Genomic DNA, 19,679 nt, shown 5'->3' on the forward strand with positions numbered 1-19,679 from the left:
ATGCCCGCCATCACAGCGGGCGTCACCACGGCCCACGTCACCACGCTGGACTGGGAGCTGTGGAGCACCACCGCCCGCATCGTGCTCACCAACGCCGGGCCGACCGGGCAGAGCGGGCAGAGCGGGCGGGCCGAGGAGGCGCGCGCGATCGCGGATGACGTGCTCGCGGACATCGAGGCGGCCTCCAGCCGGTTCCGCGACGACTCGGAGATCCGCGTCCTGGCCGATCGGTTGCCGGACGGCGTCGAGGTGAACGACACGCTCGCCGGCCTGGTCCGCCGGGCGCTCGCCTCCGCCCGGTTCACTGACGGTGACGTCGACCTGACCCTCGGCAACGCACTCGACGCGGTCGGCTACGACCGGGATATCCGGCTCCTCCTGGGTGACGACGGCGTCCCCGTGCGGGCCATCGCGTCCCGGGCCCCCGGCTGGAGGAGCGTCACGCTGGTCGCGAACCGGCTGACCGTTCCGCGGCACCTGGCCCTCGATCTCGGAGCGACCGCGAAGGCCGTCGCCGCCGACCTGGTCGCGGCGCGGGTCAGCGCCGGCCTCGGTTGCGGGGTGCTGGTCAGCCTGGGCGGCGACATCGCCACCGCCGGCCCCGCGCCGGCCGGCGGCTGGCAGGTGCTGGTGCAGGATGCCCCGCTCGAGCCGAGCGCGCAGGTCACCCTCGCGGCCGGCCAGGCCCTGGCCACCTCCAGCACGCAGAAGCGGCGGTGGCTGCGGGGCGGACGGCCGCAACACCACATCCTGAACCCCCGCACCGGACTCCCGGCCGAACCGGTCTGGCGCACCGCGACGGTGGCGGCGGCCACCTGCCACCGCGCGAACACCCTCAGCACCGCCGCGATCGTGCGCGGCGCCGCGGCGGAAGCCTGGCTGCGTGAGCAGGGCGTGCCGGCCCGGCTCGTCTCCGCCGACGGGGCCGTGGTCACCCTCGTCGGCTGGCCCGACGAGGAGGGCAAGCCGTGAACGAGGCGCTCTGGGCTCTCGGCCGCGGCACGGGCGTGGTCGCCCTGGCTCTGTTCACGATGTCGGTGCTGCTGGGCATCCTGACCCGATCCGGCCGGCCCCTGTTCGGCCTGCCCCGCTTCGCGCTGACCCTGGTGCACCGCAACGTGGCACTGCTGGCGACCGCGTTCCTGGCCGTGCACCTGGTCACGCTCCTCGGCGACTCATACGCCCAGCTGCGACTGGTCGACTTCGTCGTGCCCTTCCTCGGCGCCTACAAGCCGTTCTGGCTGGGACTCGGCACCGTCGCCGTCGACCTCCTGATCGCCGTGGTGCTGACGAGCCTGGAGCGCGCCTCCGTCGGCGTGCGGGTCTTCCGCGCCGTGCACTGGCTGACCTACCTGATCTGGCCGGTCGCGCTCCTGCACGGCATCGGCAACGGCACGGATGCCGGAGCGGGCTGGTTCATCGCCTTCGCCGTCGTCTGCGCGGTGGCCGTGCTTTCGGCCCTCCTCTGGCGCCTCACCGGCGGTTTCGTTGAATACCGCTCGGTGCGGGCCGACCTGACCCAGGGTGACCAAAATCGGACAGACCCGAAACGGACCGACCCGAACCGAGTGGAGCGAAACCGATGACCGGCGCCGTGGCATCCTCGGTCACCGCGCCGGTCGGCACGACCCGGCTGACGTCCGCTCCCGCTGCCGATTTCGCCACCCACCTCGCCACTTTCGGGCCGCTGCCGACCAGCAACCCGGCGGTTCTCCTGTCGGCCCTGCACGACTCGGGGCTGGAGGGCAGGGGCGGCGGGGCCTTCCCAGCCTGGCGCAAGCTCGCCGCGGTGCCGGGCCGTGAACGGGCCCGCGGGCGCCGGGTCGTGGTGATCGGCAACGCCGCGGAGGGCGAACCGCTCAGCTCCAAGGATGCGACGCTGCTCACCGTGGCGCCGCACCTGGTCATCGACGGCCTGCTGGCCGTAGCCGAGTCCCTGAACGGCACGGCGACCTATCTCTACGTGCGGTCATCCGTGCTGGGAGCGGTCTCGCGGGCGCTGGGGGAACGCCGCGATGCCCGGAAAATCGAACTGCGGGAGGCCGCCGACAGCTTCGTCTCGGGCGAGGCATCGGCCGTTGTCAGCGCCCTGGCCGGCCGTCGCCCGGTGCCGCAGGATCGACCGTTCCTGCTCACCGAGTCCGGCCTGGCTGGCCGGCCGACCCTGCTGCACAACGTTGAAACCCTCGCCCACATCGCCCTGATCGCGCGTTTCGGTCCGGCCTGGTTCCGCTCGCGCGGCACTGCGTCCGACCCGGGGACCCGTCTGGTCACCGTCACCGGCGGCGGGAGGCCGTCGACGGTGATCGAGATCGGCGGCGGAGCGGGGTTGAACGACGTGTTCCGGTTCGCCGGGATCGATCCGGCCGGCCTCTCCGGCGTGCTGGTGGGCGGTTTCCACGGCGCGTGGGTTCCCGCCTCAGCCGGAAACGTGCGGCTCGACCGAGAAGACCTGGCGCGGTTCGGGGCCACCCCCGGCGCCGGAATCCTGATGGGGCAGGATGCTCGGCACTGTCCGCTGACGGTGGCCAGTGCGATCGCGACCTACCTGGCCGGCGAGACCGCCGGTCAGTGCGGACCCTGCGTCAACGGGTTGTCGGCGATGGCGAGCGTGCTGTCGCGGCTGGCCCGCGGCGAACGGGATCCCTCGCTGCCGGCCGAGCTGCGCCGGCTCGCCGACCTCGTCACCGGTCGTGGGTCGTGCCACTACCCCGACGGAACCGCTCGTTTCGTGCTGAGCACGCTGACCGTGTTCGACGCGGACGTGCGGGCCCACCTGGCGGGCACCTGCCGGAAGGAGCACTCATGACAGCGCCGCGCTCACTGCTGCACATCGACTGGACCGCCTGCGACGGCCGCGGCCTCTGCACCGAAATCCTGCCCGAACTGCTTGCCCGGGACGACTGGGGCTACCCGCTGGCCCGGACCAGGGGCGCAGGGTCGGACGTTCCGGTTCAGGAACGCCTACTGGATGCCGCCTCCGAGGCGGTCGCCCTCTGCCCGCGGCAGGCGCTGAGGCTGGTGCTGGGGACGTAAAGACGTCTGCCTATTTGTGCTGCTCGGTCTTCTGCAGCTGCCATTCCAGGTCGTCGGGGGAGAGGTCGGCGTTGCGGAAGGCATCCGTCAGGGGCAGTTGCAGCCGCAGGTCGGTGCCGAGGCAGAGGGCGGCCCGCCCGGAGCGCAACTTGAAGTCCAGCACGTGGCCGCCCGCCGTGCGCTCGTCGTTGATGAAGTGGACGTGGCAGCCGGGCACCCCGATGCCCTGCTCGTAGAGCGGGGTGCGGAATCCGGCCACGACACCGGTGACGTCGTGCAGTTCGATGATGGCGTCCTCGTCGGTCGCCTCCACCATCGGGCGGTACGGCTTCTGCTGTTTGACGACCGTCCGCATCCGGATCCACTCGAAGTCACCCTCGATCCGCAGGGCGTACATGTAGTTCTGGGAGGCCGTCATCCGGTCGATGAAGGTGGACACCTCGGCGCGCGACAGGCCGGGGGGCAGCTCGCTCTCAATGTGCGGAACGAAATTCGTGACGACCGCGTAGGGCGTGTGTGCGCCGAGGTCGGCGACGGAGACGCCGCCGTCGGCCCGAAGCTGGTAGCAGGTGCCGCCGATGATCAGCATTTCGCCGTCGAGCCCGTTGAACGTGCCGATTCCGAAACTGCCGTGACCGAGCAGGTCGCGAACGGTCATCTCGTCTTCGTAGACGCCGTCGAGCAGCGCGCTCATCAGGCTGGTCTGGAAGATCTCGTGTCGGGAGACGGTGAATTTGCTCATTGCAGCACATCGCTTTCGAGGTCGGCCATCAGGTCGTCCCTGTTATTACGGTAGTCGACGTGGACGTCGATGATGCTCGGTCCCGGCTCGGCCATGGCCTGGGCCAGGATGCCGGCGAAGTCGTCGAGATGGGTGACGCGGTAGCCGTGGGCGCCGAATGACTCGGCGTAGCCGACCGCGTCGTAGTCGCCCAGCTGCACGCCGGAGGTGCGTCCGTACTTGCCCTGCTGCTGGAACGCGACCATGTCGTAGGTGCCGTCGTTGAAGATGACATGCGTGAACGTCGATCCGAGCCGCACGGCGGTCTCGAGCTCCATCGCCGAGTAGAGGAAGCCGCCGTCGCCGGAGACCGACACGACCGGCGTTCCCGGGCGCACGAGCGTCGCCGCGATCGCCCAGGGCAGGGCCACGCCGAGCGTCTGCTGGCCGTTCGAGAACAGCAGGGTGCGGGGGTGGTAGGTGCGGAAGTGCCGGGCCATGTAGATGTAGTGGGAGCCGACGTCGCAGAGCACCGTTGTGTCATCCGGCAGCAGTTCGCGCATCAGCAGGGTGAGGTCGGCGGGGTGCACGCCCTCCGATTCGTCGCGCAGCCCGGTGGGCTGGTCCGCCTGCGCCAATCGTGCGCGCTGGTCTGCGACGACGGATGCCGCGGCGGCGGGCAGCACGAGGCCGTCTATCTGCCGGGCGAGCGCGTCGATCGTCTCCGCCACGTCCCCGCGCAGCTCCACCGTCGGGCGGTAGTAGTCGTCGAGGTCGGCCGCCAGCTCGTCGAGGTGGATGATCACGCGCTGGTGGTCCTCGTTCCACTTCGAAGGCTCGTACTCGACGAAGTCGTAGCCGATCGCCAGGATCACGTCGGCCTTGTGCAGCAGGATGTCGCCCGGCTGGTTGCGGAACAGGCCCACCCGTCCCAGGTAGTGCTCTTCGAGCTCGTGCGAAATGACGCCCGCAGCCTGGAAGGTCTCGACGACGGGAAGCCCGGCGACGCCCAGCAACCGGTGCAGCGCGGCGGTGGCCTCGTCGGAGCCCGAACGCGCGCCGGCCAGGATGACGGGGATCCGGGCATCCTTGAGCAGCGCGGCGGCCCGCTTCACGCTCTCGGGAGCGGCGGCGCCCAGCCGCGGTACCCAGTGCGGGTTCTTCATCGTCACCGCGGTCGAATCGGTGAGGACGTCGTAGGGCAGCACGACGGCGGCGGCGCCCCGGGGCTCCTGCGTCGCGATCCGGAACGCGTTCGCGATGGCCTCCGGCACGTTGTCGGCGACGCTGACCTCGCCGGCCGACTTGGTCACGGCCGAGAGCATGCCGACCGCGTCCATCGTCTGGTGGGTGCGCTTGAGGCGGTCGGCGCGGGACACCGCGCCGCAGAGGGCGACGAGGGGGTCGCCTTCGGTCGTGGCGGTCAGCAGTCCGGTAGCGAGGTTGGCGGTGCCGGGGCCGCTGGTGACGAGCACGACGCCGGGCTGCCCGCTCAGGCGCCCGACGGCGGCGGCCATGAAGGCCGCATTCTGCTCGTGGCGGCAGACGATCACCTCGGGGCCGTCGTCGAGGAGGGCGTCGTACACGGGGTCGATCTTGGCGCCGGGGACGCCGAACACCCACTTCACGCCGTAGGCCTTCAGACACTCCACGACGCGGTCGGCGGAGCGGCGGGCCAGGTCGGCCGTGCCGGCCGCCCGGGTGCTGGCGGTGCTGTCCACCGCGGGTGAGATGTTCGTCATTCTGGCCTCCCGGCTTGCCGTCGGATCCGGCTTCCCCATCCATGCTCCCGCTCAAACAGATAAGAAACAACGCCGAAGAGTGATGCAAACGATCTGAAAATGAGATGATTACCCGGTGGACGTCAGACAGTTCGAATTCTTCAGTGCCGTCGCGGGCGAGCTGAGCTTCACCCGCGCCGCGGAGCGGCTCACGATCGCCCAGTCCGCCGTGTCCGCCGGGGTTCGCGCGCTCGAGGGCGAACTGGGGGTCGAGCTGTTCGACCGCAGCCGCCGACAGATCCGGCTCACCTCGACGGGCGAACTGCTCCTGCCGAAGGTGCGCGACGCCCTCGACGCGGTGAACGAGGTGCGCGACGTCGCCCAGGAGACCACCCGCGCCATCACCGGGTCCATCGTGATCGGCCTGATGACCTCCGTCACGCTGGTGAACGTGCCGCGGCTCCTCGGGCATTTCCGCACCGGCCACCGGGGCGTGGACGTGCGGCTGCGAGCGGCCCGGCGGGGCTCGGCCGGACTGGTGGACGAGCTGGTCAGCGGAGAACTCGACCTGGCCTTTCTCGCGCTGAGCGGCCCCGCGCCCGCGCCGCTGATCGCCGTGCGGATCGCCTCCTCGCCGATGGTGCTGGTCGTGCCGGACGGCCACCGGCTGGCGTCCGCCCGCACGGTGACACTCGACGACCTCGTCGCGGAGGAGTTCATCGATCTGCCGCCCGGCTATGCCAGCCGGCAGATCGTCGACGACGCCTTCGCCGCCGCCGGGATCGAGCGGCGGATCACGATCGAGGTCTCCGACATCGGCACGGCGGCCGAGTACGTGACCAACGGCCTCGGGGTCGCCCTTCTGCCGGAATTCGCGGCGAACGACGCCCCCGGCGTGCGCCGGCTCCCGGTCGACAACGTGCCGGAGTTCACCGTCTACCTGGCGGCGTCACGCAAGCGCCGGGCGTCGGCGGCGGTGCGCGCCTTCGTCGACCTCGCCCTCCCGCGGGAGGAGCCCGAGATCCGTCTCTGATCCGCAGGCGCGTGACGAATTCCTGTTCGGAATGGAATCTGCCGTATAGAATCTGGCTTTATGACTCAATTGCGTATCAGCGAGGTGGCGACCTTGATGCGCGTGAGCGACGACACCGTTCGCCGGTGGGTGGAACAGGGCCGGTTGACCGCCACCCGCGGGGCGGGATCCCGGCAGGTGATCGACGGGGCCGAGGTGGCCGCGTTCGTGCGGGAGCGCCGGGACCAGGAGCAGGATGCGGCACCGTTTCCCAGTTCGGCGCGCAACCGCCTCGAGGGCATCGTCACCGAGGTGAAGCGCGACGGGCTCGTCGCCGTGGTCGAGATCCAGGCCGGCCCGTTCCGGCTGGTGTCGCTGATGACGCGGGAGGCCGCCGACGAGCTGGAGCTGGAGCCGGGGTCGCTGGCGACGGCCGTGGTGAAGTCCACGACGGTCGTGGTGGAGAAGTCCCGGCCCGGTGACGAGGAATGACCCGGCCAGGAATGACCCGGCCAGGAATGACCCGCGACCGTGCCGGGCGGCGTCGCCCGTCCCGGGGTCTCGGCCTCGGCGTGGCCGTGCTGGCCGTGCTGGCGGTGCTGGCGGCGCTGTCCGGGTGCGCGTCGTCTCCCGTTCCCGCCGCCCCGGGGGGATCCGATTCGGCCGGCCCCGACCGGGTGGTGCGGGTGGCCGCCGCCGCCGACCTGAAGTTCGCGCTGGACGACATCATCGACCTGGTCGAGAAGACGAATCCCGGCATCCGGGTGGATGCGACCTACGGCTCGTCGGGCACGTTCCTGACCCAGATCAGCAACGGCGCACCCTTCGACGTGTTCCTGTCGGCGGATGTGAGCTACCCCCAGCAGCTGGTCGAGGCCGGCCTGGCCGAGAAGGCCGACCTGTTCCCGTACGCGGTCGGCCGGCTCGTGCTGTGGGTGCCGGAAGGGTCGGCCCTGGACCCGGCGGACGGCCTGGGCATCCTGGCCTCGCCCGGCGTCACCGCCGTGGCCATCGCCAATCCCGAGCACGCCCCCTACGGGAAAGCCGCCGTCGCCGCCCTGCAGGAGGCCGGGCAGTACGACGCGGTCAGCCCGAAGCTCGTGCTCGGCGAGAACGTCGCCCAGGCGGCCGAGTTCGTCTCGTCGGGCAACGCCGACGCGGGCATCGTGGCGCTGTCCCTCGTGCTCTCCGACCCGCTCAAGGGCGTCGGCCGCTGGGTCGAGCTGCCGCTGGCGAGCTACCCGCGCCTCGATCAGGGCGGGGTCGTGCTCTCCGCGGCCCAGGACCCGGCCGCGGCGCGCACCGTGCGCGACACGATGCTCGGCCCCGCGGGCACGGCCATCCTCACGGCCTACGGCTTCACCCTGCCGGGGAACTGAACCGTGGGCTGGCAGGCCGTGGACTGGCAGGCCGTCGGCGTCAGCATCCGGCTCGCGCTGGCGACGACGGCCATCCTGTTCGTCATCGCCATTCCGCTGGCGGCCTGGCTGGCCTTCTCCCGTCGCCGTTGGACGGTGATCGTGGAGGCCGTGGTCGCCCTCCCGCTGGTGCTGCCGCCCACCGTGCTCGGCTACTACGTGCTCGTCGCCCTCGGCAGCGGCTCCCCGTTCGGCCGGTGGTGGCGGGACACGACCGGCACCACGCTGGCCTTCTCCTTCACCGGGCTCCTGATCGCATCCGTCATCTACAGCCTTCCCTTCGCGGTGCAGCCCCTGCTCGCCTCGTTCGCCGGCGTCGACGGCCGGCTGCTGGAGGCGTCGGCCGTGCTGGGCAAGTCCTGGGGCCAGAGCCTGGTCCGGGTGGTGTTGCCGCTGTCCCGGGCCGGACTGGCCACGGCGGGCGTGCTGACCTTCGCCCACACGGTGGGCGAATTCGGGGTCGTGCTGATGGTCGGCGGCAACATCGCGGGGGAGACCCGCACAGTGTCGGTGTCGGTCTACGACGCCGTGCAGTCCTTCGACTACGCCACGGCCGGGCTGACCAGCCTGCTGCTGCTCGTCTTCTCCCTCGTCGTGCTGAGCGCGACCTACGCTTTCCAGCGGCGCGGATCGCTGCTGTGGGCGCCGCGGTGAGCGTCGGAACGGCGTCGAAGGCGCTGCGTCTGGACATCCGTCACCGCCGGGTGCGCGCCCGGCTCGACCTCGACCTGGAGCACCCCGGCATCACGGTGCTGTTCGGACCGTCGGGGGCGGGCAAGACCACGATCATCCGTTGCCTGGCCGGCCTCGACCGGATCAGCTCCGGCACGATCACCCTCGGGCCGACGCTGTGGGACGACGGCGGCCGCACGTTCGTGCCGGCCCGGCGCCGCAACGTCGGCTACCTCTTCCAGGACCTGGCCTTGTTCCCGCACCTCAATGTGGCCGAGAACGTCGGCTACGGCCTGAAACGGATGCCGCGGGCGTCGCGTCAGGCGATCATCGACGACGCCCTGCGCACGGCCGAGGTGCCCGGTTTCCAGGAGCGGATCGTCGCGGAACTCTCCGGCGGCGAGGCCCAGCGGGTCGCACTCGCCCGGGCCATCGCGCCCCGGCCCGACGTGCTGCTGCTGGACGAACCCCTCGCCGGCCTGGACGACCCGACCCGGCTGCGGCTGCGCTCGGAACTCCGCCGGCTCATCCTGCACGCCGGGATCCCGGCTCTGGTCGTGACCCATGACCGGGACGAGGCCCTCGCCCTGGCCGACCAGCTCGTCGTGCTCATCGACGGCGCCGTGCACCAGACCGGCCCCCCGGCCGAGGTCTTCGACCGCCCCGCTGACGCGATGGTGGCGCGGGTCGTCGGCATGGACACGATCAGCCCGGCCCGGGTCGTGTCGGTCGACCGCGGCACCGTGCGGCTGCGGGTGGGGGAGGCGAGCGTCGTCGCCGACCTGCCGTCGTGGCGCCGGCATCCGCTGGCCGCGGGGGAGGCGGTGGCGGTCTGCCTGCGCGGCGGCGACGTCGGACTCCGCGCGGATCCGGGTTCCGCGGCGCCCCCGGACACCAACTCGCTGCCCGCCGTCGTGACGGGAATCATCGAGGAGGCCTCCCTGATCCGGGTGCAGGTGGATGCCGGTTTCCCGCTGGTCTGTTTCCTCACCCGACGCGAGCTCCAGGCGCTCGGCCTCACGGGGGGTTCCCGTGTGCTGGTCCTGGTGCATCGCCGGTCGGTGCACCTGGCCGAGCTCGCTCCGCAATAATATGGTCCGGTACCCAACGGAACGGAAACCTCCCGCATGAGCGTCTGGCGCACCAAGAGCATCGAAGCCTCCATGGCCGACTCCGAGGAGAAGGGCCACAGCCTCAAACGCACGCTGGGCACCTGGGACCTCATGATCATGGGCGTGGCCGTCGCGGTCGGCGCCGGGATCTTCTCGGTCGGCGCGAAGGCGGCCGGCAGCTACGCCGGGCCATCCGTCACCCTGGCGTTCCTCCTCGCCGCGGTCACCTGCGCGCTCGCCATCATGTGTTACGCGGAGTTCGCCTCGGCGGTTCCCGTGGCCGGCTCGGCGTACACGTTCACCTACGCCACCCTGGGCGAGCTGCTCGCCTGGATCATCGGCTGGGACCTCATCCTCGAGATGCTGACCGCCGCCGCCGTGATCGCCAAGTACTGGGGCATCTACCTCAGCGAGGTCTTCAAGCTCTGGAACTGGGATGTCCCGGCCACGATCCCGGTGTTCGGCCTGCAGGTGAGCTGGGGCGCGTTCGTCATCGTCGCCATCTTCACCACCCTCCTGGTGCTGGGCACGAAACTGTCCGCCCGGGTGGCCAGCGTCTTCACCATCCTCAAGGTCGCGATCGTCGTGTTCGTGATCGTCGTCGGCGCCTTCTTCATCAAGCCGGAGAACTACACGCCGTTCATCCCGAAGTCGGTGCCGTCGACTGGCGGTGCGGGCGACGTCTGGATGCAGTCGCTGTTCTCGTTCATGACCGGCGCGCAGCCGGCCCAGTACGGCCTGTTCGGCCTGCTTGCCGGTGCCTCGTTGGTCTTCTTCGCCTTCATCGGGTTCGACGTCGTCGCCACCAGCGCCGAAGAAGTGAAGAACCCGCAGAAGACCCTGCCGCGCGGCATCTTCGCCGGCCTGGCCATCGTCACGGTGCTCTACCTCGGCGTCAGCCTCGTGCTCACCGGCATGGTGCCCTACACCGTGCTGGCCGACGACCCGAACGCCTCCCTGGCGACGGCGTTCGTCTCCGTCGGCGCCGGCTGGGCCGCCCAGGTCATCTCCGTCGGCATCCTGATCGGACTCACCACCGTGATCATGGTGCTGCTGCTCGGCCTGTCCCGCGTGCTCTTCGCGATGAGCCGCGACGGCCTGCTGCCCCGCGGGCTCAGCGTCACCTCCGCCAAGCGCGGCACCCCGGCGCGCGTGCAGATCATCGCCGGCACCGCCGTCGCGCTGATCGCCGGGTTCACCGACGTGGGCGTGCTCGAAGAGATGATCAACATCGGCACGCTCTCCGCCTTCGTGCTGGTCAGCATCGCCGTGGTCGTGCTGCGCAAGAAGCGCCCCGACCTGCCGCGGGCGTTCAAGGTGCCGTTCTCGCCGTACCTGCCGATCCTGTCGGCCGCGCTCTGCTTCTGGCTGATGCTCAACCTCACGACGCTCACCTGGGTGCGCTTCGCGGTCTGGCTCGCGATCGGCCTCGCCGTGTACTTCCTCTACGGCCGTCGCCACTCGGTGGTCGGGATCGAGGCGAAGCGCGTCTTCGACGCCACCTTCCGCGAAGAGGTCATCCGCGAAGAACGGGCCACGCTGGGCAAGTAGCGCCCGCGCCCGCGCGTTCTGGGGATGGGGTGGACGCCCAGCCTCGATCGGGGAGGATGGAGCCATGCTGCACCGCCATCCCGTCCTGTCCTCGGCCACGCTCGCCTATCTGGCGTTCGTGGGCTGGGTGACGCTCGGGCCGCAGCCGCTCAACACGTCCAACAACGGCTGGCTGCTGCGCGCGCTCGGGTTCTTCGCCCGGCACGACTCCACCGACTGGATCACCTACGGCCGGGTCGAGTTCGCCGCCAACATCGGCATGTTCATCCCGATCGGCGTCTTCCTGGTGCTCCTCTTCGGCCGTCGCCAGTGGTGGCTGGCGATCGTCGTGGGCGTCGCCCTCACCTGCTCGATCGAGTTCACCCAGCAGTTCCTGCCGACCCGCTACCCGGATCTCCGCGATCTGGTCGCCAACACTGCCGGCGCGGTCCTCGGGGTGCTGGTCGCCCTGGTCATCACGGCCTGGAAGATCGTGCCCCGCCGGGCGGATGCCGCCGGCCGGGCGGCATCCGTCGGCTACAGCCGGTAGCAGCTACAGCCGGTAGAGGCGCGCTTCCCAGGGTCGAAGGGTCGTCTCCGTGGGGTGGGCGGCGGCATCCGGATCGGCCGGGTAGTTGGCCAGGACCAGCTCCGCGCCGGAGACGTCCGCCGGCAGTGGGCCGGACAGCGGTGCGTCCGAGGCGTTCGCGACGACGAGAAGTGTCTCGTCGCCGAGCGTACGTGTGAAGGCATACAGGGCCTCGTGGTCGGGTTCCAGCAGGGCGAAGTCGCCGAGAGCGACGACCTCGCTCTCGTGCCGCAGCTCGATCAGGGACCGGTAGAAGCGGAAAATGCTGCGCTCCCCGGCGAGGTCGGCGGCGACGTTGATGTCCGCGCTGTTCGGGTTGACCGCCAGCCACGGCGTTCCGGTGGTGAAGCCCGCCTGCGGGGAGGCATCCCACTGCATCGGGGTGCGGGCGTTGTCCCGGCCCATGGTCTGCACCCCGGCGAGGACGGTGCCGGGGTCGAGGTCGAAGTCCTCCACGGCCTCGCGGTAGTGGTTCAACGACTCGAGGTCGCGGTAGTCGTCGATGAAGTCGAAGCGCACGTTCGTCATGCCGATCTCCTCGCCCTGGTAGATGTAGGGCGTGCCGCGGTGCAGGTGCAGCACCAGCGCCCAGAGCGTGGCCGACTCGTAACGATAGGTGGTGTCATTGCCGAAGCGCGACACCAGCCGGGGCTGGTCGTGGTTGTTCAGGTAGAGGCTGTTCCAGCCGGTGGCGGCGAGGCCGTCCTGCCAGCGGGAGAGGCTCTGCTTCAGTGCCGGCAGGTTGCGGGGCAGTACGTCGAACTTGTGCTCGCCCTGGTCGAGGCCCACATGCTCGAACTGGAATATCATGTCCACTTCGTGCCGGGCCGGATCGGTGAACAGCAGGGCGTCGTCGGTGCTCACGCCCGGCATCTCGCCGACCGTGAGGTGCTCGCCCCGGCGGCCCTCGAAGACCTCGCGGTGCATCTCCTGCAGGAAGTCGTGGATCTGGGGTCCCATCGGGGAGCCGCCGCCGGTGGCCGCGGCCGGTCCGTCGACCAGCTCGACCCGCTTGGCGATGAAGTTGATCACGTCCATCCGGAAGCCGTCGACGCCGCGGTCGAGCCACCAGTTCATCATCGAGTAGACGGCCTGCCGCACCTCGGGGTTCTCCCAGTTGAGGTCGGGCTGCTGCTTCGCGAACAGGTGCAGGTAGTACTCACCGGTCGTGTCGTCGAGGGTCCAGGCGGGTCCGCTGAAGGCGCTGCCCCAGCCGTTCGGGGCGCTCCCGTCGGCCTGGGGCTTCCGCCACCAGTACCAGTCGCGCTTCGGGTTCGTCAGCGAACTGCGGGACTCCTGGAACCAGGCGTGCTCGTCGCTGGTGTGGTTCACGACGAGGTCCATCACGATCTTGATGCCGCGTTCGTGCGCCTCGGCGAGCAGCAGGTCGAACTCGGCGAGGCTGCCGAAGACCGGCTCGATCTCCTGGTAGTCGCTGATGTCGTAGCCGTTGTCGTGCTGCGGCGAGGGGTAGACCGGGGAGAGCCAGACGGCGTCCACGCCGAGGTCGGCGAGGTAGTCCAGTTTCGAACGGATGCCGCCGAGGTCGCCGACCCCGTCGCCGTCGGAGTCGGCGAAGCTGCGGGGATACACCTGGTAGACGACCGCCTTCGTCCACCAGGGGGCACCGGCGGGCGCGTCACTGTCGGAGGCGGGCATCACGGCCGTGGGAACGGGGTTTGTCATGTCCCGATCCTGTCATGGCACCCTGGAAGGAATAGGATCGGTGCCTGTTCGTGCGCCGTTTTCGGGTGCTGAGAGTGAGGCTGCAGATGCAATTCGGAATCTTCACCGTCGGTGACCTGACGGCCAACCCGACGACCGGCCGAACCCCCACCGAGCACGAGCGCATCACGGCCATGGTCGCCATCGCCCGGAAGGCCGAAGAGGTCGGACTCGACGTCTTCGCCGCCGGCGAGCACCACAACCCGCCGTTCGTGCCCTCGTCGCCCACGACCCTGCTCGGCTACATCGCCGCGCAGACCGAGCGCATCATCCTTTCCACGGCGACCACGCTGATCACGACCAACGACCCGGTCAAGATCGCCGAAGACTTCGCCATGCTGCAGCACCTCTCCGGCGGGCGGGTCGACCTGATGCTCGGCCGCGGCAACACCGGCCCGGTATACCCGTGGTTCGGCCAGGACGTGCGGCAGGGCATCCCGCTGGCCCTGGAGAACTACGCGCTGCTCCGCCGCCTCTGGCGCGAAGACGTCGTGGACTGGGAGGGCCAGTTCCGCACCCCGCTGCAGGGGTTCCAGTCGACGCCGCGCCCCCTCGACGGCGTGCCGCCCTTCGTCTGGCACGCCAGCATCCGCAGCCCGGAAATCGCCGAGCAGGCCGCGTTCTACGGCGACGGCTTCTTCGCCAACAACATCTTCTGGCCCAGGGAGCACTACGCGAAGCTGATCGGCCTCTACCGGTCCCGGTTCGAGCACTACGGGCACGGCGCCGCCGATCAGGCCGTCGTCGGCCTCGGCGGCCAGTTCTTCGCCCGCACGAACTCGCAGGACGCCGTCACCGAGTTCCGCCCCTACTTCGACAACGCCCCGGTCTACGGCCACGGGCCGAGCCTCGAGGACTTCACCGAGCAGACCCCGCTCACCGTGGGCAGCCCGCAGCAGATCATCGACCGCTACGCGGGCATGCGCGACTACTTCGGCGACTACCAGCGCCAGCTGTTCCTGATCGACCACGCCGGGCTGCCGCTGAAGACCGTGCTCGAGCAGCTCGACATCCTCGGCGGCCAGATCGTGCCCGTGCTCCGCCGCGAGCTGGCGGCCAACCGTCCGGCGCACGTGCCCGACGCCCCCACGCACGCCTCCCTGAAGGCCGCCGCCCTGAAGTCCGCGTCCCTGACGGCCGCCCCGGCCCACCCCGAGCCCGCCACCCTCGCCGAGCGGTGAGTTGCGACCCACTTTTTCGCGAAAAAGCCAGCCGAACTCACGGCTCGGTGGGGTGGGGCGCCTATTTTGGGCGGGGAGATTGGGCGCGGGATACTGGGAGTGCGGCGCGGAACGGATGCTCACGGGCCGCGGAAGCAGACGACCATGAACCTCGCGCCCCCTGACGCCACGACGGATGCGCGCCGCGCCTTCTTCGACGCCCGCCCCGCTTCAGCCGCGGCCGTCGACCTCTCCGTGCGGATCGGCGGCCTCACCCTGGCCAACCCGGTGATGCCGGCCTCGGGCTGCTTCGGCCCCTCGCTCGGGCGGCTGATCCCGGTCACCGAGCTCGGCGCGGTCGTCACCAAGACTGTGTTCGGCACGCCCAGGGGCGGCAACCCGGCCCACCGGCTGACCGAGATCCGGGCCGGGATGGTGAACAGTGTCGGCATCCCGAGCCGCGGGGCGGCCGGCTACCTGGCGCAGCAGCATCCGCACTACCAGGCCCTCGGCGTGCCCACGATCATCAGCGTGGGCGGCCACCGCCCGGGCGAGTACGCGCGGGTCGTGCGCGACCTGGCCGGTTCCGGGGTCGCCTACGAGCTGAACGTCTCCTGCCCGAACCTCGACCGCCACGGCGCCGACATCGGCTCGGACCCGGATGCGATCCGGGAGGTCGTGCGCACGACCCGGCTCGAAACGGACAAGCCGTTGATCGTCAAGCTGCCCGTGCTGGTGTCGTCGATCGCGGACTGCGCCCTCGCGGCCGAGGAAGCCGGCGCCGACGCGGTCTGCGTGGCCAATTCCATCCCCGCGCTGCCGCTCGAGCGCTACACCCGAGCCCCCGCCCTCGGCAACGTCATCGGCGGCCTTTCCGGGCCGGGCATCCGCCCGATCGTGCTCCGCCTGGTCTGGCTGGCCTCCCGCGCGGTTCAGATCCCGGTGATCGCCTGCGGCGGCATCGAGACCGTCGACGACGCCCTCGACTACTTCTCGGTCGGGGCCACCGCGATCCAGGTCGGCACGGCCAGCTTCGGGCGGCCCTTCGCCATGGTCGAGATCGTGCGCGCCCTGCAGGACCGCTGTCTCACCGACGGCGCCGGCGACATCAACGCCCTGATCGAACTCTGGAGAGCCGAATGACCGTCACGCCGGAGCCGAGCACCACGCCGGAGCCGGCCGAAACCTCCCAGCTCGCCGCCCTTCGCCGCCAGCGCGAATTCGCCGCGGCCGACGAAGCGGCCATCGACGGTCTGCTCTCGGTGCGTCCGCCCGAACGGATGCCCCGGCCCGAGCCGGTCTGGGACGACGCCCCGGTGCTGGTGCACGACATCGTGGGGGAGCGCTACCACTGGCTCGTGCTCGCCACCCGGACCATCGCGGCGACCGCGCTGGCCGGCCAGTTCCTGATGATCACCGTGCCGCCGAAGGGAGGGGAGCGCATCCTGCTGCCCCGCCCGATGGCCATCCACCGCCGGCACCCGGAGCAGGGCACCGTCGAGGTCGTCTACGGCGTGGCCGGCCGCGGCACCACCGCGCTCGCCGACGTCGCCGTGGGGGAGCGCCTCCTGGTCACCGGCCCGCTGGGACGCGGCTTCGAGTTCCCGGATGCCGCCCTCCCGACCGCGACCGGCGCGCAGCAGGCCCGCACGGCCCTGATGATCGGCCGGGGCGTCGGCGTCTGCGCCGTCATGGGCTCGGTCGAAGATGCCGCCCGGCTCGGCCTCAAGGCCACCGTCGTGGTCAGCGGCCGGTCCCGCGCCAACCTGATCGGCCTCGCCGACTGCGCCGAACTGGGTGCCGAGGTGATCCCGGTCACCGACGACGACGGAAGCAGCCGGATGCCCGCCCTCGCCGCACGGCTGCGCGCCCGGTTCGACGCGGGCCCGCCCGACGTGATCCTGGTCTGCGGCGCCGGCGTGCTCGCCCGCCTCGCCGCCGAACTCGGCGCCGAGTGGGGTGTGCCGGTGCAGGTCTCGCTGGAGGCCCACATGGCCTGCGGCCTCGGCTACTGCCACGGCTGCGCCGCGCCCGTGGCCACGGATCCCGCCGTCGAGGGGCCGCTGGTCTGCGTCGACGGCCCGGTGTTCGACGCCGCACTCTAGGACCCGGCCCGCAAACCCGGCAGTCTGAGCGTCTTCTGTTAGGCTTGAGGAGGTCAATCCGTGGATTGGCCGAGCACTAACGGAGCAGACCGGCAGCACGCTGGTCCTCGGTGGTGGTTTCCCAACTCGGTGGCAGCATCCGTTGTTGGTGAATTTCTACTGGTGGCCAGCAGCGCCCCTGTCCTGCTCCAAGTCCAACTCGCGCGCCATACGGGCAACCGAGTCTTCGTCGCCAGAATGGCGAGAAGCAAAAAAACAAAAAGGAGAGAACCCCCATATGGAGGGTCCAGAAATCACGTTCGCCGAAGCCATCATCGACAACGGCAAGTACGGCACGCGCACCATCCGCTTTGAAACCGGGCGTCTCGCCCAGCAGGCGCAGGGCTCTGCCGCCGCCTACATCGACGACGAAACCATGCTGCTCTCCGCGACGAGCGCCAGCAAGCAGCCGAAGGAAAACTTCGACTTCTTCCCGCTGACCATCGACGTCGAGGAGCGCATGTACGCTGCCGGCCGCATCCCGGGCAGCTTCTTCCGCCGCGAAGGTCGCCCGTCGACCGAGGCGATCCTCACCTGCCGCCTGATCGACCGGCCGCTGCGCCCGTCGTTCGTCGACGGGCTCCGCAACGAGATCCAGGTTGTCGTCACCGTTCTGGCCATCGCGCCGGACGAGTACTACGACGTTCTGGCCATCAACGCTGCGTCGATGTCGACCCAGATCGCCGGACTCCCCTTCTCGGGCCCGATCGGTGGCGTTCGTGTCGCCCTCATCCCCGACGAGCACGGCTCCGGCCAGTGGGTCGCCTTCCCGAAGCACTCCCAGATCGTCGACGCCGTGTTCAGCATGGTCGTCGCCGGCCGCGTGGTGACGGATGCCGATGGCGGCCAGGACGTCGCGATCATGATGATCGAGGCCGAAGCCACCGACAACGCCTGGAACCTGATCAAGGGCGGCGCCATCAAGCCCAACGAAGAGGTCATCGCCGAGGGCATCGAAGCCTCGAAGCCCTTCATCAAGCAGCTCATCGAAGCGCAGCAGAAGGTCGCGGACTCCGCTTCCAAGGCCACCGGCAACTACCCGGTGTTCCCGTCCTACCAGCCGGCCACCTACGACGCCGTCGCGGCCCTCGCCTACGAGGAGCTCAAGGGCGTCTACCAGATCGCCGACAAGGTCGCCCGCCAGGACGCCGATGACGCCCTCAAGGCCCGCGTCAAGGACGCCATCGCCGCGAAGGTCGACGCCGGAGAGCTCGACGCCGGCGCCAACAACCAGGTGTCCGCCGCGTACAAGTCGGTCACCAAGCTCGTCGTGCGCTCACGCGTGCTCAACGAGGGCATCCGCATCGACGGCCGTGGGCTCGCGGACATCCGCCCGCTCGACGCCGAGGTTGCCATCATCCCGCGCGTGCACGGCTCGGCCATCTTCCAGCGCGGCGAGACCCAGATCCTGGGTGTCACCACGCTGAACATGCTCAAGCTGGAGCAGACGATCGACTCCCTGAGCCCGGTCACCAAGAAGCGCTACATGCACAACTACAACTTCCCGCCCTACTCCACCGGTGAAACCGGCCGGGTCGGAACCCCGAAGCGCCGCGAGATCGGCCACGGCGCGCTCGCTGAGCGTGCCCTGGTCCCCGTGCTGCCGACGCGCGAGGAGTTCCCGTACGCCATCCGTCAGGTCTCCGAGGCGCTCAGCTCCAACGGATCCACCTCGATGGGTTCCGTCTGCGCCTCGACCCTGTCGCTGCTGAACGCCGGAGTGCCGCTGCGCGCCCCGGTCGCCGGCATCGCGATGGGCCTCATCTCCGACACCGTTGAAGGCAAGACCCGCTACGCGGCTCTGACCGACATCCTCGGCGCCGAAGACGCCCTCGGCGACATGGACTTCAAGGTCGCCGGAACCAGCGAATTCGTCACCGCGATCCAGCTCGACACCAAGCTCGACGGCATCCCCGCCTCGGTGCTCGCCGGCGCACTCACCCAGGCCAAGGATGCTCGCACGACCATCCTCGCCGTGCTGAATGCCGCCATCGACCGCCCGGACGAGATGGCACCGACCGCGCCCCGCGTGATCAGCGTGCAGATCCCCGTCGACAAGATCGGCGAGCTGATCGGCCCGAAGGGCAAGACGATCAACGGGATCCAGGACGAGACCGGCGCCGACATCTCCATCGAGGAGGACGGCACCGTGTACATCGGCGCCGTCGACGGACCGTCGGCCGAGGCCGCCCGCGCCATGGTCAACTCCATCGCGAACCCCACCAACCCCGAGGTTGGCGAGCAGTTCCTCGGAACTGTCGTGAAGATCGCCGCGTTCGGCGCCTTCGTCTCGCTGCTCCCGGGCAAGGACGGCCTGCTGCACATCTCCGAGGTGCGCAAGCTCGCCGGCGGAAAGCGCGTGGAGAACGTCGAAGACGTGCTCGGCGTGGGCCAGAAGGTCCTCGTTGAGATCACCAAGATTGACGACCGTGGCAAGCTCTCGCTCGCCCCGGTACTCGAAGAGTCGGCTGAGGCCGGCACCGAGGACGCACCGGTTTCGACCGAGGCGTAGTCCGCTAGATCTGCCGACAACCTCTCGCCAGGTTAGTCGGTAAGACGGAAAGCCCGTCCTGTTACGGCAGGGCGGGCTTTTTGCGCGCCCGGACGCACCCCCCCTAGCTGGGGTCACAACCCGTCCTAGTTGACGCCGTCGGCATCGCGCTAGCCTGCGCCCATGATGAATTCTGAGAACCGCCTGCGTTCCCTGTCGCGCCTCGGCGCCATCTCCCTATTGAGCTTCGGCCTGGTCGTCGGCGCCGTTTCAGCCCCGGCCACCGCAGCCCCGACCGCAGCCCCGACCGCCGCCCCGGCCGCCCCGGCCGCCGCCCCGGCCGCCGCC

General features: G+C 70.2%; 18 protein-coding genes. 15 read left to right on the plus strand and 3 right to left on the minus strand.

Features of this window, described 5'->3' with window-relative positions:
• Genes E3T42_RS02155 through E3T42_RS02170 form a run of 4 tightly spaced genes read left to right on the plus strand, consistent with a single transcriptional unit; the run spans position 1 to position 3,036 of the window.
• A complete protein-coding gene (locus E3T42_RS02155) occupies positions 1-972 on the plus strand; it encodes an FAD:protein FMN transferase (protein WP_134366397.1) in 972 nt (323 codons plus the stop codon).
• Positions 969-1,586, plus strand: coding sequence for a ferric reductase-like transmembrane domain-containing protein (locus E3T42_RS02160; protein ID WP_134366396.1), 618 nt, complete (start codon positions 969-971; stop codon positions 1,584-1,586). Before E3T42_RS02155 ends, E3T42_RS02160 begins: the two co-directional genes overlap by 4 nt.
• Entirely contained in the window at positions 1,583-2,809 is a 1,227-nt protein-coding gene (locus tag E3T42_RS02165; protein ID WP_134366395.1) for an NADH-ubiquinone oxidoreductase-F iron-sulfur binding region domain-containing protein, read from the plus strand. Before E3T42_RS02160 ends, E3T42_RS02165 begins: the two co-directional genes overlap by 4 nt.
• Complete coding sequence (locus E3T42_RS02170; protein WP_134366394.1) at positions 2,806-3,036, plus strand: ferredoxin; 231 nt, start codon at positions 2,806-2,808, stop codon at positions 3,034-3,036. The genes E3T42_RS02165 and E3T42_RS02170 overlap by 4 nt, the downstream gene beginning before the upstream one ends.
• Positions 3,037-3,046: 10 nt before the next feature.
• Here the strand turns inward: E3T42_RS02170 and budA are convergent, their stop codons facing one another.
• Together budA and alsS are read right to left on the minus strand one after the other, a co-directional pair.
• A complete protein-coding gene (budA, locus tag E3T42_RS02175; RefSeq protein ID WP_134366393.1) occupies positions 3,047-3,778 on the minus strand; it encodes an acetolactate decarboxylase in 732 nt (243 codons plus the stop codon).
• Positions 3,775-5,499 carry an acetolactate synthase AlsS gene (gene alsS / locus E3T42_RS02180; protein ID WP_134402382.1) on the minus strand — a complete coding sequence of 575 codons (1,725 nt, stop codon included), beginning with the start codon at positions 5,497-5,499 and terminating at the stop codon, positions 3,775-3,777. The genes budA and alsS overlap by 4 nt, the downstream gene beginning before the upstream one ends.
• A 115-nt stretch (positions 5,500-5,614) precedes the next feature.
• Here alsS and E3T42_RS02185 point away from each other — a divergent pair, with 115 nt between their 5' ends.
• The 7 genes from E3T42_RS02185 to E3T42_RS02215 all read left to right on the plus strand — a co-directional run bounded on the left by E3T42_RS02185 (position 5,615) and on the right by E3T42_RS02215 (position 11,772).
• Positions 5,615-6,511 (plus strand): LysR substrate-binding domain-containing protein, encoded by an 897-nt coding sequence (locus E3T42_RS02185; RefSeq protein WP_134366391.1) that lies wholly within the window; start codon positions 5,615-5,617, stop codon positions 6,509-6,511.
• A 60-nt stretch (positions 6,512-6,571) separates the two neighbouring features.
• Positions 6,572-6,982 (plus strand): molybdopterin-binding protein, encoded by a 411-nt coding sequence (locus tag E3T42_RS02190; protein ID WP_134366390.1) that lies wholly within the window; start codon positions 6,572-6,574, stop codon positions 6,980-6,982.
• An 11-nt stretch (positions 6,983-6,993) separates the two neighbouring features.
• The gene (gene modA / locus E3T42_RS02195; RefSeq protein WP_198416021.1) at positions 6,994-7,869 is read left to right on the plus strand and encodes a molybdate ABC transporter substrate-binding protein; all 876 of its coding nucleotides are present in this window, start codon (positions 6,994-6,996) and stop codon (positions 7,867-7,869) included.
• A gap of 3 nt (positions 7,870-7,872) precedes the next feature.
• A complete protein-coding gene (gene modB, locus E3T42_RS02200; protein WP_198416019.1) occupies positions 7,873-8,562 on the plus strand; it encodes a molybdate ABC transporter permease subunit in 690 nt (229 codons plus the stop codon).
• The gene (locus E3T42_RS02205; protein ID WP_160141014.1) at positions 8,559-9,671 is read left to right on the plus strand and encodes an ABC transporter ATP-binding protein; all 1,113 of its coding nucleotides are present in this window, start codon (positions 8,559-8,561) and stop codon (positions 9,669-9,671) included. Before modB ends, E3T42_RS02205 begins: the two co-directional genes overlap by 4 nt.
• A 36-nt stretch (positions 9,672-9,707) precedes the next feature.
• Positions 9,708-11,243, plus strand: coding sequence for an amino acid permease (locus E3T42_RS02210; RefSeq protein WP_134366389.1), 1,536 nt, complete (start codon positions 9,708-9,710; stop codon positions 11,241-11,243).
• A gap of 64 nt (positions 11,244-11,307) precedes the next feature.
• Entirely contained in the window at positions 11,308-11,772 is a 465-nt protein-coding gene (locus tag E3T42_RS02215) for a VanZ family protein (protein WP_134402384.1), read from the plus strand.
• A gap of 3 nt (positions 11,773-11,775) precedes the next feature.
• Here the strand turns inward: E3T42_RS02215 and E3T42_RS02220 are convergent, their stop codons facing one another.
• A complete protein-coding gene (locus E3T42_RS02220) occupies positions 11,776-13,497 on the minus strand; it encodes an alpha-glucosidase (protein ID WP_370261490.1) in 1,722 nt (573 codons plus the stop codon).
• An 86-nt stretch (positions 13,498-13,583) separates the two neighbouring features.
• Between E3T42_RS02220 and E3T42_RS02225 the strand changes: the two genes are divergently transcribed.
• The 4 genes from E3T42_RS02225 to E3T42_RS02240 all read left to right on the plus strand — a co-directional run bounded on the left by E3T42_RS02225 (position 13,584) and on the right by E3T42_RS02240 (position 19,352).
• Positions 13,584-14,717: an LLM class flavin-dependent oxidoreductase gene (locus tag E3T42_RS02225; RefSeq protein ID WP_134366387.1), complete on the plus strand. Its 1,134-nt coding sequence runs from the start codon at positions 13,584-13,586 to the stop codon at positions 14,715-14,717.
• 144 nt (positions 14,718-14,861) lie between these two features.
• Entirely contained in the window at positions 14,862-15,839 is a 978-nt protein-coding gene (locus tag E3T42_RS02230; protein ID WP_134366386.1) for a dihydroorotate dehydrogenase, read from the plus strand.
• Entirely contained in the window at positions 15,836-16,801 is a 966-nt protein-coding gene (locus E3T42_RS02235; protein ID WP_198416017.1) for a dihydroorotate oxidase electron transfer subunit, read from the plus strand. Before E3T42_RS02230 ends, E3T42_RS02235 begins: the two co-directional genes overlap by 4 nt.
• Before the next feature lie 277 nt (positions 16,802-17,078).
• On the plus strand, positions 17,079-19,352 hold the full coding sequence (locus E3T42_RS02240) for a polyribonucleotide nucleotidyltransferase (protein ID WP_134366385.1): 2,274 nt from the start codon (positions 17,079-17,081) through the stop codon (positions 19,350-19,352).
• The last annotated feature ends 327 nt before the right edge of the window (positions 19,353-19,679 follow it).

It is taken from the genome of Cryobacterium sp. TMT4-10 (assembly GCF_004403275.1).
Taxonomy (GTDB): domain Bacteria; phylum Actinomycetota; class Actinomycetes; order Actinomycetales; family Microbacteriaceae; genus Cryobacterium; species Cryobacterium shii.